15 protein-coding genes are annotated in these 12,340 nt (G+C 65.4%); 6 read left to right on the plus strand and 9 right to left on the minus strand.

The window, feature by feature from the left end; translation table 11 throughout:
- Positions 1–56 precede the first annotated feature (56 nt).
- On the minus strand, positions 57–1,214 hold the full coding sequence (locus AC1HFH_RS19070; protein ID WP_480244148.1) for a helix-turn-helix domain-containing protein: 1,158 nt from the start codon (positions 1,212–1,214) through the stop codon (positions 57–59).
- A 345-nt stretch (positions 1,215–1,559) separates the two neighbouring features.
- Between AC1HFH_RS19070 and AC1HFH_RS19075 the strand changes: the two genes are divergently transcribed.
- Both AC1HFH_RS19075 and AC1HFH_RS19080 read left to right on the plus strand, forming a co-directional pair.
- Positions 1,560–2,102: a DUF3558 family protein gene (locus AC1HFH_RS19075; protein WP_480244149.1), complete on the plus strand. Its 543-nt coding sequence runs from the start codon at positions 1,560–1,562 to the stop codon at positions 2,100–2,102.
- Positions 2,103–2,147: 45 nt separating this feature from the next.
- Positions 2,148–2,651: a hypothetical protein gene (locus tag AC1HFH_RS19080; protein ID WP_480244150.1), complete on the plus strand. Its 504-nt coding sequence runs from the start codon at positions 2,148–2,150 to the stop codon at positions 2,649–2,651.
- Between the two features lie 209 nt (positions 2,652–2,860).
- Here AC1HFH_RS19080 and AC1HFH_RS19085 read toward each other — a convergent pair whose 3' ends face one another.
- The 4 genes from AC1HFH_RS19085 to AC1HFH_RS19100 form a co-directional block, all read right to left on the minus strand.
- A complete protein-coding gene (locus AC1HFH_RS19085; RefSeq protein ID WP_480244151.1) occupies positions 2,861–3,124 on the minus strand; it encodes a hypothetical protein in 264 nt (87 codons plus the stop codon).
- 39 nt (positions 3,125–3,163) lie between these two features.
- Entirely contained in the window at positions 3,164–3,703 is a 540-nt protein-coding gene (locus tag AC1HFH_RS19090; RefSeq protein WP_480244152.1) for a hypothetical protein, read from the minus strand.
- Positions 3,704–3,958: 255 nt separating this feature from the next.
- On the minus strand, positions 3,959–4,198 hold the full coding sequence (locus tag AC1HFH_RS19095; RefSeq protein WP_480244153.1) for a hypothetical protein: 240 nt from the start codon (positions 4,196–4,198) through the stop codon (positions 3,959–3,961).
- 196 nt (positions 4,199–4,394) lie between these two features.
- Positions 4,395–7,232, minus strand: coding sequence for a tetratricopeptide repeat protein (locus tag AC1HFH_RS19100; protein WP_480244154.1), 2,838 nt, complete (start codon positions 7,230–7,232; stop codon positions 4,395–4,397).
- Positions 7,233–7,478: 246 nt separating this feature from the next.
- Between AC1HFH_RS19100 and AC1HFH_RS19105 the strand changes: the two genes are divergently transcribed.
- Positions 7,479–7,724 carry a hypothetical protein gene (locus tag AC1HFH_RS19105; protein ID WP_480244155.1) on the plus strand — a complete coding sequence of 82 codons (246 nt, stop codon included), beginning with the start codon at positions 7,479–7,481 and terminating at the stop codon, positions 7,722–7,724.
- A gap of 274 nt (positions 7,725–7,998) precedes the next feature.
- Here the strand turns inward: AC1HFH_RS19105 and AC1HFH_RS19110 are convergent, their stop codons facing one another.
- Complete coding sequence (locus tag AC1HFH_RS19110) at positions 7,999–8,346, minus strand: hypothetical protein (protein ID WP_480244156.1); 348 nt, start codon at positions 8,344–8,346, stop codon at positions 7,999–8,001.
- Positions 8,347–8,630: 284 nt separating this feature from the next.
- On the opposite strand from AC1HFH_RS19110, the gene AC1HFH_RS19115 reads away from it, so the two are divergent.
- Both AC1HFH_RS19115 and AC1HFH_RS19120 read left to right on the plus strand, forming a co-directional pair.
- Entirely contained in the window at positions 8,631–9,524 is an 894-nt protein-coding gene (locus tag AC1HFH_RS19115) for an NAD(P)H-dependent flavin oxidoreductase (RefSeq protein ID WP_480244157.1), read from the plus strand.
- A 134-nt stretch (positions 9,525–9,658) separates the two neighbouring features.
- Positions 9,659–10,048 carry a hypothetical protein gene (locus AC1HFH_RS19120; RefSeq protein ID WP_480244158.1) on the plus strand — a complete coding sequence of 130 codons (390 nt, stop codon included), beginning with the start codon at positions 9,659–9,661 and terminating at the stop codon, positions 10,046–10,048.
- A 61-nt stretch (positions 10,049–10,109) separates the two neighbouring features.
- Here AC1HFH_RS19120 and AC1HFH_RS19125 read toward each other — a convergent pair whose 3' ends face one another.
- Complete coding sequence (locus AC1HFH_RS19125) at positions 10,110–10,448, minus strand: rhodanese-like domain-containing protein (RefSeq protein WP_480244159.1); 339 nt, start codon at positions 10,446–10,448, stop codon at positions 10,110–10,112.
- Positions 10,449–10,535: 87 nt separating this feature from the next.
- On the opposite strand from AC1HFH_RS19125, the gene AC1HFH_RS19130 reads away from it, so the two are divergent.
- Complete coding sequence (locus tag AC1HFH_RS19130; RefSeq protein ID WP_480244160.1) at positions 10,536–11,054, plus strand: MarR family winged helix-turn-helix transcriptional regulator; 519 nt, start codon at positions 10,536–10,538, stop codon at positions 11,052–11,054.
- A gap of 13 nt (positions 11,055–11,067) precedes the next feature.
- On the opposite strand, the gene AC1HFH_RS19135 is transcribed toward AC1HFH_RS19130, so the two are convergent.
- On the minus strand, positions 11,068–11,916 hold the full coding sequence (locus AC1HFH_RS19135; RefSeq protein WP_480244161.1) for a hypothetical protein: 849 nt from the start codon (positions 11,914–11,916) through the stop codon (positions 11,068–11,070).
- Between the two features lie 25 nt (positions 11,917–11,941).
- On the minus strand, positions 11,942–12,256 hold the full coding sequence (locus AC1HFH_RS19140; protein WP_480244162.1) for a type VII secretion target: 315 nt from the start codon (positions 12,254–12,256) through the stop codon (positions 11,942–11,944).
- Positions 12,257–12,340 lie beyond the last annotated feature (84 nt).

Consider the following 12,340-nt stretch of genomic DNA (forward strand, 5'->3'; position numbering starts at 1 on the left):
CAGTTCTTTCGCCCCACGGCGGTCGGTGATGGTCGACCAGACTATCTCTGCCGGGTTCACCGGGCGGCTCGGGCGTTCGCCACCAGCCATGCATCCAATTCGGCACGGCTCGGCGGACTGTCCATTCCACGTTCGAGCGCCCGCGAGAGATCCTTGTCATCATCCGGTTCCGGGAAATCGATCTCATCGATGGACACACCCAGCGCCGTCGCAAGATACTCTGGCGAGATCTCACCGTCTTCCACACGTTGTTCGAGAGCATCGATCAATGTCGACGGAACGGCTCGTGCCGATGCACCCTGCTGCCGAACAATCATTTCCTTACGGGAAACCGACGAATCGATTTCGCGAGATGCACGCTCGCGCAGTGCCACCGGAGTCGTTTCCTGCAACACTGAAGCCACCTCGGCGGAGGGAGTTATTTTCAGTCTGTCCAGGCGGTTCCGCAGGGCTACAGTGGAAACTCCGGTATCCCATAAGAATTGGGCGACACTGCAGGCATCCATGGCCAACCAATCCTGGTCGCGGACATGCGATTCCGGCAACAACAGTTCCGCCGCGAAATCGTCGGCCGGCAACTCCTCCGATTCTCCGGGGTGCCGACCTCCACTGTGGTGCCCCAACGCCAGGTGAGCAAGTTCATGCGCCAGGGACCAGTTGCTCCGGAACCAGTTCGGTGTGGTTGCGAGCATGATCACCGAACGGTCACCGATCTTCAGCGAATAGTCGGTCGACAACTTCGGTAGGCGAATGATGTCGATACCCAGCTCCGTCTCGACAGCCGCACTGAACCTCGGAACGAACCCTTCCCCCAGCACCCTGCGCAGCTCCCCCGGACTGTCCGACAGGTCGGCACTGGGTGGCGGCCCATCCGGAAACGCCGCGTGATAGGCACCGGTCACCTGCGCGAGGTATTTCTCGTCGCGATCCCGCCCCGGGTTGGCATGCACGCCACGCCCCCCATCCCACACGTGCCGGGCAGCCACCGTGACCCGCCGTGGATCGGGTTCACCGGTGATGAGCCAGTGCAGGTCGGCACCGATCTCATCCGAAATACGCGCAAGCTCGTGGGACGAGAAGCCTCGCTGGCCGTTCAACGCCCGAGACAGCGCATCGGGCTTCATCCCAGCCTGCTCAGCGAGACCACGCTGAGTCATGCCGTCCGGCATCCGCGACCGGATCCGCTGACCGACTGCCGCCAACTGCTCATCCATGTGAATCAGCTTACCTGCAGAGTTGGGAAATTCCCAACGATCGGGAGGGGTGGTCGTCGGCGTTCACCTGCCAAGGTCGTGAACACTCACCGGACACGGGTGCCGCGGCGATGCCAGCCGGGACAGCGTTGGAACGGGGACCGCACCAAGGCCACCCAGGCGAGCCGCCCGCCTATGTTCACACCTGGGCTCCACTCCGGCACAGCACCGGCTCGCATAAGCGCCGAGATGCCGGGGAACAGCACCACCGAGGGAGCTGCGGTAGGCTCCTCGGCAGTCGGGCGGGGGATCCCGCTGTTCGATGGAAGCGGGGAGAGACTTCACATGCTGCGAAGGTCCGGATTGGTGGCAGGCGTCCTCGCCGTAGGAGCGTTGATACTCGGCGGGTGCGGAGACGACACCCGGGACGCGGATCCGGCGGCCGGTCAGGCAACGACGACCGACGTGCCACTGCCTACCGGGTTCGACGGGTGCGATCTGCCACAGCAGGTGATCGATGCCGAGAACCTGAAGATGGGGCGGGTGGACGACAATTGGAACACTCCCGGCGTCCCCCGCAAGTGGAAAGGGTGTTCCTGGATTCAATCGTCCGGGTTCAGTACCACCATCACGGTGACTACGGTCACGCTACCGATGATTCGGGAGTCCGATCGGTGGGTCTTGGGGGAAGAACTGACGATGGACGGCCGGCCCGCACTCACCTACTGGATGCCCTCCCAGGGCGATGGCGCTGAGGGATGCGCACTCAATGTCGAGATGGTGGGGGGCTCCATGGAGGTGTCGGTCACCAATACTCCATCCAGCCGAGTGTCGGCGGGCCGGCACTCCTGCGATATCGCAAAGAACCTGGGAGAGATGCTGGCGCCGACGATTGCTGACGGCCGCTGACTCGACATCGGAAAGACTGACCTCGGAGAAAACAGAGTAGCTACAATGGCAGACGATACACCTCTGGCCGGGCTCATCGCCGAAGCCGCGAACGGCCAATTATCGGTCGGGTTCAGTAGCGACGTCATGGTCAACGCGGCGGAGTTCGCCTACATCGAGCGGGATTGTCAGGCATTCATCGACGAGATTCAGAAGATGCAAGAGGTCGCACAACAGATCTCCCGCCGTGAGAACTGGGGACTGGGCGAACTCGTGGAAGGCTTGACCTCCGCGGAAGTGCTCGTCGGCCGATTCCGAAGCAAGGCGATGAACACTGGCTCACGATTCGATTCGGACAACAACGTTTTCGACATCCTGGAGCAGCACAAAGCCATCCTCGAAGACCTCAAAACCCTCCACCACACGATCGCCCAACGATACCGCGAACAGGACGAAGCCTTCGCCGCCGAGTACGACCGCCTGATGGCAGACATGCCGGAGAGCCGGATATCCACCGGCAGCGGCCCGATCCAGTCCGGAATCACCACTGTCGGTTTGGGGCAGCCGTGAACACGGAGCCGAAGCGCTAAAGCACGGGCACCATCACCATCTCGAGCGTGCTGTATCGAACTGCCCCGATATGGTGAATTGTAGTCGATTATCAAGCCGTTCCTGCCGGGCGAATCCAGCAGGAGAACAAGACCCCGCCCGCCACGGTGGACCGCTCCGAAACCGGCTCCGAACTCCACGTGATGCATACTGGCGGATTCGTCAGATCGTCAATCGCCGCTGAACCACAGGTACCCATGACGATCGATCGCATCCTGCGCCGCATCCTTCAGAACTTCCACAACCTCGACTTCCTGGTCGTTCCGCATTGTCATGCACGATAGTTCGTCCAGAAACAGGTGGAGCTGGAAAGAATTGAACATGGTATCTGCATAGGCGTGAATCTCACCCAGCATTGTCCCGGCAGGCGCTTCCAGGACCATCTCCGAGAGGACTGTCGCGACCTCGTGGACTATTTTCACCCGCTCATGCATCTGATTCTGAACAATTATCGACACCCCCATTTGTACCCCCTAGGGAAGCGGGAACATATCCACCTTCTGCACAATCGACTCGATATACCCTCGCTGCGAGTCACAGCTGGCACCCGAGGTGTCTCCTACTGAAACGTCGGTGCGCCTGGGGTCGATTCCGATGGTGACGTAGGCATCGCGGAAGTAGCTGACAGCGGTGCATCGGCCACTCCGTTCCTCCGTGACAAGAATATCGCGTCCTGCAACACTCGAGAGCTTGCGCACTTCGCGTAGTCCACCCTGCTCGTCGATCCGACTCTCGGGCACTCCGACCAACCCGATGGTCACCGACCAGAGGACTCCATCACCCCATTTGCACCGATGTGAATCCGCATCGTATTCTTTTACGGGAGAAACCGAGTCACCTTCCTCGGAGCGAACAGCTGCCGCCTGCTCTACCTCATCGACAGTTGACAGTGCACAGACATCGACTTCTCTCCAACTCTTATCGGCACTTTCATCCGAGGTGCAACTGCTTACAAAGGCAGCACTTGCCGCAAGAGTTGCTGCCACACAGAACGGGATCGTCCTGCTTCCCACCGCTCATCTCCTTCAGGTCCCGTGTATGTGCTGGACGAGGCATCGACGACCGCTGGCCCGAATCCGCTCGAACGTGTCTCGACCTCGGTAGACCCCCACGGGGTCGGACCTATGTTCCAGTCGACCTCGAGGACGAAAGCCAACCTACCGAGTGGGCGGCGACCGCCCCGATCTTGCCCACCTGGAGGCGGATTCATGCCGCTTGCCGGGCCGAATAGATTCTTTCGCCAACCGGTTCGGTGCCGAACCGCTCTGTCACCCCGGCATCGCATCCTTGACCGGCTTGTCCTGCACATAGTCCGACAGACACATCAGTTCGACCATGCTGACCCGGTCGTCGTTCATCTCCGGATCGTCGCCGTAGATCGCCACGATCACCTGCAGCTGACTTTCCTCGTCGAGGTCACTGAACTCACCGCAGGTCACGGCCAGCGGGTCGTCGAGGGTGGTGGGTGTCGGCCGGGTTGTGGCGGCCGGAGCCGTAGTGGCCGACACCGACGCGGTGGTCGATGCCGGTTCCTGAGCCGAATCTGCTTCCTCTGCCGAACAACCGCCCATCACGGCGGCTGTCAGGCCGAGGAAGCACAGTCGAGCGATGCGTATCAAGGGAACCCCCCATTTGTCTGCACAGTCTGTGTCCGTTCGCAGCATATATCGGTGTGCAGGACGGTGGCCCGGTGAGACCTTCGCCTCACCGATCCAACTCGTCCAGCATCCGCCGAACCCGGTCGGCCAGCGGCACACCGATCTCGCTGTAATGCCGGTGCGCAACCAGCAGTTCGTTGCGGGCGGTGGTGTTACGCCCGCGGGCGGCCCAGATCCGGGCGGTGGCGCGGTGGGCGTCGGCGATGCCGTAGGGGTGGGCTACTTTCTCGGCGATTTCGCGGGATCTGCGGTACCAGTCGAGGGCGTGGTCGTCGCGGCCGCGGATGCGTTCGAGGTGACCGAGGACGCGGTAGGTGTTGATCCGGCCGAGGGAGACGTTGCTGCGGTCGAAGATGATGCGGGCGTTCCAGTAGCAGCCTTCGGCTTTGTCGTAGCGGCGGTCGGCTTGTTCGACCTTGCCGAGGCCCCACAGGGACCAGGCTTCGCCGTAGCGGTCGTAGAAGCGCTGGGCCAGGTGCAGGGCGTCCTGGTAGTAGCCGCGGGCTGCGGCGGTGTCGCCGACGAGCCGGGCGACGTGGCCGAGGCCGCGCAGGGCGTCGCCTTCGTTGATCGGGTCGTTGGCGAGGCGGGCGGATCGGAGGGCGGCGGCGTAGCTGAGCTGGGCGGTGCGGAGGCTGCCCATGCGGCGGACGACTTCACCTCGGCCCCAATGGGCGTTGGATTGCCGGCGCCGGTCGCCGAGGTCGCGGGCGATGCGCAGGGTGGTTTCGAATTCCGCTACGGCTTCGGGGTATCGGCATTGCAGCCGGCGGACGTGGCCGAGACCTTTGCGGGCGTCGCATTCGCTGTCGCGGAAGCCGTGGTCGGTGGCCAGGCGCAGGGCTTCGGAGTAGTAGGACTCGGAGTCCTGGTGCTCGCCGAGCAGCCAGGCGTTCTGGCCGAGGTCGCAGAGCGCTTCGGCGATGCCGCGCGGGTTGTCGTCGGCTTCGGCGAGGTCGCGGGCTTCGGTGAACGTGGTCCGGGCGGTTTCGAAATGTCCGGTGATCTGGTCGATTCGGCCGATGGCGAGCACGGCGGCGACGCGGCGCCGACCGTCGGTGAGGGCTGCCGCCTGGTCTCGGACGAGTTCGTGTAATCGGCGGGCATCCGACCAGGTGCCGCGGCGTCCCGATGCGGCGGCCAGGATTTCGGCGAGTTCGGCAGCGGCGGTCGAGGGCGGGGACGCTTCCAGGCAGGCCACCAGGTTGGTGTGCTCGTTGTCGAGCCACGCCGTCGCGGCGCTGATGGTGCCGGCGGTGGCGGCGCTGTGCGGCCGTTCGACGGGTTCGCTGGGTTCGGCACCGTCGAGGGTGTCGAGGCCGAGCAGCCGGACGGTTGCAAGGTAGTGGTCGATGAGGCGCTGCAGGCGTTCGGGGAAATCGGCGGCGGAATCGGTGAGTTCGGCGTGCCGGCGGGCGCACAGCCGGGTGACCTCGTGGGTCAGGTATCGGTTCGGGTCACGTTCCGAACGTTCCAGGATTCCGGCTTCGAACAACTGCAGCAGCGCGTTCTCTGCGGTGCTGCGGGAGATTTCCAGCAGGATCGACAGGACGTCGGCGGTGATCTCCGGGCCCGGGAATCGGCCGACGGTGTGCAGGACCCGGTGTTCGAGTTCGTCTTCGATCCCCTGGTAGCTGAGTTCGAATGCGGCGAACAGGGATTTACCCTCGGCGGCGAACTGGCCGAGAATCGAGGCCGCGGCGGTCTCGGCGCCACCGGCGGCGACATCACGGCGGAATTCGGCGATGCGGCGCTCGATTTCCTCCGCCACCCTCGGAAGCCGACCGGCACCGAGGTAGGAGAGCTGACCGGCAATGAGTTTGATGGCGAGGGGCAGGTAGCCGACAGCGGCGACGATACCGGCCGCCGATTCGCGGTCGTATTCTTCACGCAGACAGGCCAGTCCGGTGAGCATGTCCTCGGCCTCGGCGGGTTCGAGGGGTTTCAGGGAGATCGGCTCGGCGTGCCCCAGGGCGGGCAGCGGTTTGCGGCTGGTGACGATCACCATCGACCTGGAGCGCCGCGGCAGCAGTAACCGGACCTGGTCGCTGTCGCGGACATTGTCGAGGACGATCAGTTTGCGTTTCTCGCTGAGCAGCAGTTGCCAGCGGTGGGCCCGGTCGTGCAGTGTGCCGGGGATCGGGTGGCCGGCGGGGTCGGCTTCGAGGAGTTCCTCCAGCAGGTCGGCGGGGTCGCGCGGGTCCCGCCAGTTGGAGTAGCCGTGCAGGTCGAGCCAGACGACACCGTCCGGGAACAGGCGGCCGTACTTGGTGACGACATGCCGGGCGAGGGCACTCTTGCCGATCCCGGGCGGCCCGTGCACGACCTGGACGGACCTCTTGGACGATGCGCTGAGTTCACCGATCCGGGTCCGGATCGCATCGAGCAGGGCTTCGCGACCGACGAATTCGTCGACCTCGACCGGGATTCCACGGCCGATCGGCGCCCGGGTGACGGCGGGCCGGTGCAGGCTGTGCACGGCTTCCGCGTATTCGAGGCGTTCGACGGGTTTCATGGCAGCCAGATCCTTGGCGTCGATCAGGCGGTACCAGAGGGTGCCGTAGATGGCGGCCAGATTGCGCAGAGTTTCGACCGAAGGCTTGCGGGCGCTCGCCGGGCCCGGCCAGCGCTCATAGGCCGAGATCAACCGGCCGGTCATCAGGAAATCGGCGCCCGGGTCGCGGAGGTTGTACCGGTCGGCAGCCTTGTCCTGGCTCAGTTCGTTGGCGAGCCGCCAGGCTGCGCGTGGCCGGCAGCCGTTCTGGCGCAGTTCGCCGGCCATGGCTTCGACCAAGGCCTCCCCGGTCAGGCCCGCTTCCCGAAGCAGTGCCAACAGTTCGCGCCGAGCGTCGGCGCTGAGATCGCATTCCGCCACCGTGATCACCCCCGTACTGCTGGATTCCAGAGTAGCGAGCGCCGGCACCGGCGGGCGGGGATCGACGAGAAACGGTCCGGAAGCTTGTGGTGGAATTTTCCGAAGCTCGGGCATCTGCCGAGGTAGCTGCCGGTTTCACGTGGGGAGAACCCGACGAATCAATCCGTCTGAACACAGGGATGTTTCGCCGACGATGGCGGTTCATGCTGGTGGTGTCGGCAAGATCCACGCCGACCGGCACGAGAGGTGACAACGATGTTCATTCTACCGATCAACCAGCGATCGTTCGGTCACGGCGCCCTCGGAATCCTGTTCATGGTGGTTCTGGCCATCATGGTCATCGTCGGATTCGAGGTCCTGGACGTCGGTTCGTACGACACAGATCTGTTCGCGCCGGAGCGAGCGTACCCGACCGCCCCGGCACCCGATCCGCACCCGGCCGGGTGCGTGATGTTCTGCCCGGCCGCACCCACACCGGCCGAGACCGAGGCTCTGGTCTGACCCGCAGACTTCACCGGGATGTGCTGCGCAGCCCAGGGTTTCCCTCGCATCGCATCCCGGACCTGCCGGTCCGGTCCGCACCCAGTGGTCACTGCCGATGTTCACTCGGACACACCCCGACCGACGACGGGTTTCCCTCGCTTCGGGTCGCGCCGCGGTACGCAGTGCCGTCGGCTCCTGGACTGCGCTACTCGCACACTATCGGAGCAGAATGCGCAGATTCGCACACCGACGGCACGATAGTGTGCGAATAGCGCAACCCGGGGCCGGTCCCCTACGCTTTTGAACGCCCTGACTTGGACTTCCCCGCCCGCATCATCACCTTCGCCGAGAGATCCGGCCACGGTGGCCGGCGCAGCAGGGTCAGCGTGGCGAGGGTCGCGGCGACCAGGCCGATGGTCTGGCCCATCAGGGCGACGCGGGTGCTGTCGACGGCGGGGGTCCAGCTGGCCTGGCCGTCCTTGATGACGAAAACACCCACCGAGCGGAAACTGTTACCGGTGCGGCCGACGCTGGTGACACAGATGACTGCGGAGCCGTCGGGCATCACCTCCGGCTCGCTGTAGACGAGTGCCGGGTCCGCTACCTGCACGAGCTGTGTCAATCGTTCCGAAACAGTCATGGGATCCCCGTTCCTCTTCGGCTGGAACATCACATTACGGGCAGGGAGCGCGCGCGGGAAGTACTCGGCGATCAGGTTTCGCCTGCCGATTCCGACCGACCCAGCGGTAATGAGCTGCGGTTTCCTGGCGATCGGTATTGCATACCGGCCGCCGAGTCGGCTCGCACGCCGTCATGGCACAGGGCGCAATCCTGTCCCGATGCCCGGCCCGGTCGTTTTCGCTGTCCCGGGCGCAACGCGCCACAATGTGATCGCGCCGATTTCGAGAACACGGAGGTCCGCCGATGCCGACGCAGTTGTCGACCGAATGGTCTCGGGCGATGGGCCTGCGGCTGCCCGTCGTGAACGCGCCGATGGGCGGTGCCGCCGGTGGCCGGCTCGCGGCGGCGGTGACCGCGGCGGGCGGACTCGGCATGATCGGGATGGGGAGTGCGGGCTCGGCCGAGGCCCTGCAGCGAGAGCTGGAACATGTGCGCAGGATCCCCGGTCGCTTCGGGATCGGCCTGGTCGACTGGGTGGTCCGGCGCCGGCCGGACCTGTTCGAGCTCGCCCTCGAAGCCCGGCCGCTGCTGCTGTCGGTGAGTTTCGGGGATGATCCGCGTTGGGTGTCGCGGGCGCACGACGCGGGCATCCTCACCACCACTCAGGTGTACGACGCGGACGGGGCCCGGCGCGCCCAGGACACGGGAATCGACGTGCTCGTCGCGCGCGGCCGGGAAGGTGGTGGCCACGGCGCCGACCGGATGTCGACGCTGCCGCTGCTCGACGCCGTGCTGGACTGTGCGACGGTGCCGGTGCTGGCGGCGGGCGGGATCGGTTCGCCGCGCACCATGGCGGCGGTGCTGGCGGCAGGCGCCTCAGGCGCCTGGTTGGGCACCTGCCTGGCCGCGGCAACCGAATCGCTGCTCAGCGAGGAAGCCCGGCAGGCAATGCTGGGCGCGGACGGGACGGACACCATCGTCACGACGGCGTTCGACGAGGCCATGAGCTTGCCTTGGCCCGCGCAGTACCCGGCTCGGGTGCTGTCCGAGGAGCCCGGGCAGTCGCCGGCGATCCCAGGGGCCGAGGGCCCTGTTCCGTCCCCGGTAGACGCCGGGCAGGGGGTCGGCCTGGTCACCCGGGTCGAATCGGCCGCCGAGATTCTTGCCCGCCTGTGCGATGGAGTCCGGTCCGAATAGCCGCCCATGCGTTCCGGCACGTCCCAAACCCGACCGCTACTCTGCGGTACCCCTACAGATGCGCCGTCGATGCCGAATTCCGGGACTTCTCACCGATACTGGGACCCGCAATATCCGAAGATTGGAGCAAGAACGTGCGTATCCCAGGCCTTCTCGGGGCAGCAGCCGGTGCTGTCGCCGCGGCGGCATTCCTCCTCCCTGCTCAGGCCGGTGCCGACCCGGTGAACGACATGCTGTGCCAGAGCGGGTCCAGCCAGTTCTGCGCCCCGGCGCCCGCACCTGCACCGGCACCTGCCCCGGCGCCCGAGCCCGCCCCGGCACCGGCGCCCGCACCTGAGCCGGAACCGGCCCCGCAGGCGGGGTGCCACCCGTCCTACGACCCGTGCCTGCCGATCGTCAGCGATGTGGACTGCGAAGGCGGCAGCGGAAACGGACCGGTCTACACCGGTCCCGTGCGGGTGATCGGCCCGGACGAGTACGGCTTGGACAACGACGGCGACGGATACGGCTGCGAGAACAGCTGAGCCGTCGACAGCACGCGGGCCCCGCCGGACAGCCCCCGACGGGGCCCGCGTCGTCGAAATCTCAGACAGCAGGCTGCCCGGATTCGATCGGCAGCCCGGCCGCCGCCCAGTCGGCAATCCCTTCGCGGTACTTCCGCACGTTGACGTAGCCCAGTGCGGTCAGTGCGGTGGCGACCTGTTCACTGTTCCCGCAGGCGGCGTTGGCACAGTAGGTGACGATCGCGGCTGCCTTGTCCGGCAGCAGTTCCGCCGCGCGAACCGGAACGTCCTCGGCGACCAGGTTCATTGCGCCGGGCAGATGCTGCTTCGCGAAGTACTCCGGCCCCAGCGTATCCAGTACGGTCACCTCCCCTGCATCCAGTGCGGCGGACAGTTCCTGGCGAGTGATGAGCTCGGTCATTGCTTTCCCTTCCTCGGGCACACTTTTATGTGCGTGCGCACGCTATTATATGTGTGCACGCGCACACAACCAGTAGGATCGGCAGATGTGACCGAGGAGAACCATCGGCGGCGGGCCGCGAGCAGCGCCTGGGCGGCCCTCATCCGCACGCACGCCACCCTGGTACCGCAACTGGACAACGACCTGCGCCGCACCACCGGACTCCCCCTGGCCTGGTACGACGTGCTGCTCGAACTCGACGGCGTCGACCCACTGCGCATGTCCGACCTCGGCGACCGCGTCGTCCTCAGCCGCACCCGGGTGAGCCGGCTGGTCACCGATATGGCGGCGGCCGGCCTGGTCACCCGGCAGGCCAACCCGGACGACGGCCGGTCGGCTTTCGTCGCCATCACCGACGAGGGGCGGCGGCAGCTTCGAGAAGCCGTGCCCAGCTATCTCGCCGGGATCGGCCACCGATTCGCGGATCGGCTCACCACCGGGGAGCTCGATACTCTCGCAGGCCTACTGCACAAGACACTCGGGCCCACCGACCTCGACGTTCCGGACGCACCTGGGAGGGCGCCCGCTCGCACCCGGCACGGTAGGACATCACCGCGCAGAAAGTAGCTTCGGCATCAGGTCAGGGGTACTCCGTCGCCGGTTCCGCACGATAGAACCCGTCGATGAGGTCCTTGAAAACGACCGCCCAGGTCTTGAGGTCCTTCACGACTGCGAAAAGATCCTTCATCAGTTTGCTTACCCGGTTAACCACGTCGGCGATCTTGATGGTCGCCTGAGTCATCACGAGCGGGGTCGCAGCGCCGACAGTGCAAGCCAATTCGAAGGTCCAAGCGATCATGGCGCCGGCCAGCGCCGACAGCAGATCGCGGACAGCGGTTCGCACGCCATTCACTACCTCGGCCATCTTCTCGGTGGCGACCGCCGCACCGTACGCCGCGCCTGCCGCAGCGTCCGCCTGGCCGATGAGTGTGTCGGCCTTTGCTCGGTACGCAGTCGCTGCCGCACCTTCCCAGCCGGTGATCTCGTTCTGGACGGCTTTGGCGAGATCGTCACGCACCCCGAGCATTTGGGTCTGAATGTTCTCCCAGGATGCGGCATAGGCCTTCACCATGGCCGGATTTCCGGTCACCGATTCGAGCGCTTGCCGGGCGGGCTCGACATGCTCGAGCATCCACGAGGCAATCTGGCCACTGACGTAGGAGAGTGGGTCGCTCATCGCCGAGGCGACGTCGAGCGAACCCGCAATCGCCCCGAGGATGACCAGGTTCATGTCCCCCTTGGCAAGCCCTTCTCCCATCTCCCATCCGGCTTCGAATGCCGTGATGCCGGTCATGAACCCCAAGCCGTCGGCCGATGGGTTTCCGGTGTTGGTGATGAACCAATCGTCGGTGCCGTTCTGGTACGCGTTGCGGTGATCGGTGCCGGTGTCGACCAGCGTGTTTTCGGTGCTCGGATCGTCGAATCCCATGGGTCATCCCTCCTTCGACGCCGGGCTACTGCGCGCCGTCCACGTCGCGTGTGGTGCTGTCCAGCTTCCGCGCCCAGTCGTCGTCCTTGCCTTCATACACATCTGCGCAGGTGACGAGGTTCCCGGATACTTCGGCTAGCGAATCCCTGAGCTCGGTCAGCACGTTCACCGCACTGGTGTGCACCTCATCGAGAGTGGCGGCAAACGGCTGGCAGAAGACCCCGTACGCATCGTCGAGGCTGGTGATGTGTGTCGCCGCAGCCAAGCCATAAGCGGTATCCGCGCGCAGCGCATCGACCGTCGCCCCATGAGTTCGCAATTCTTCGGTGTCGACCGACACCCGATCTCCGGAGTCACCGGAACTCTTTCTCATCCCCACCCTTCCGAGCCGTGGGAGCAACCGATCGGATCAGGTTGGCCCCGG

Source organism: Nocardia sp. KT25-26, assembly GCF_056627695.1.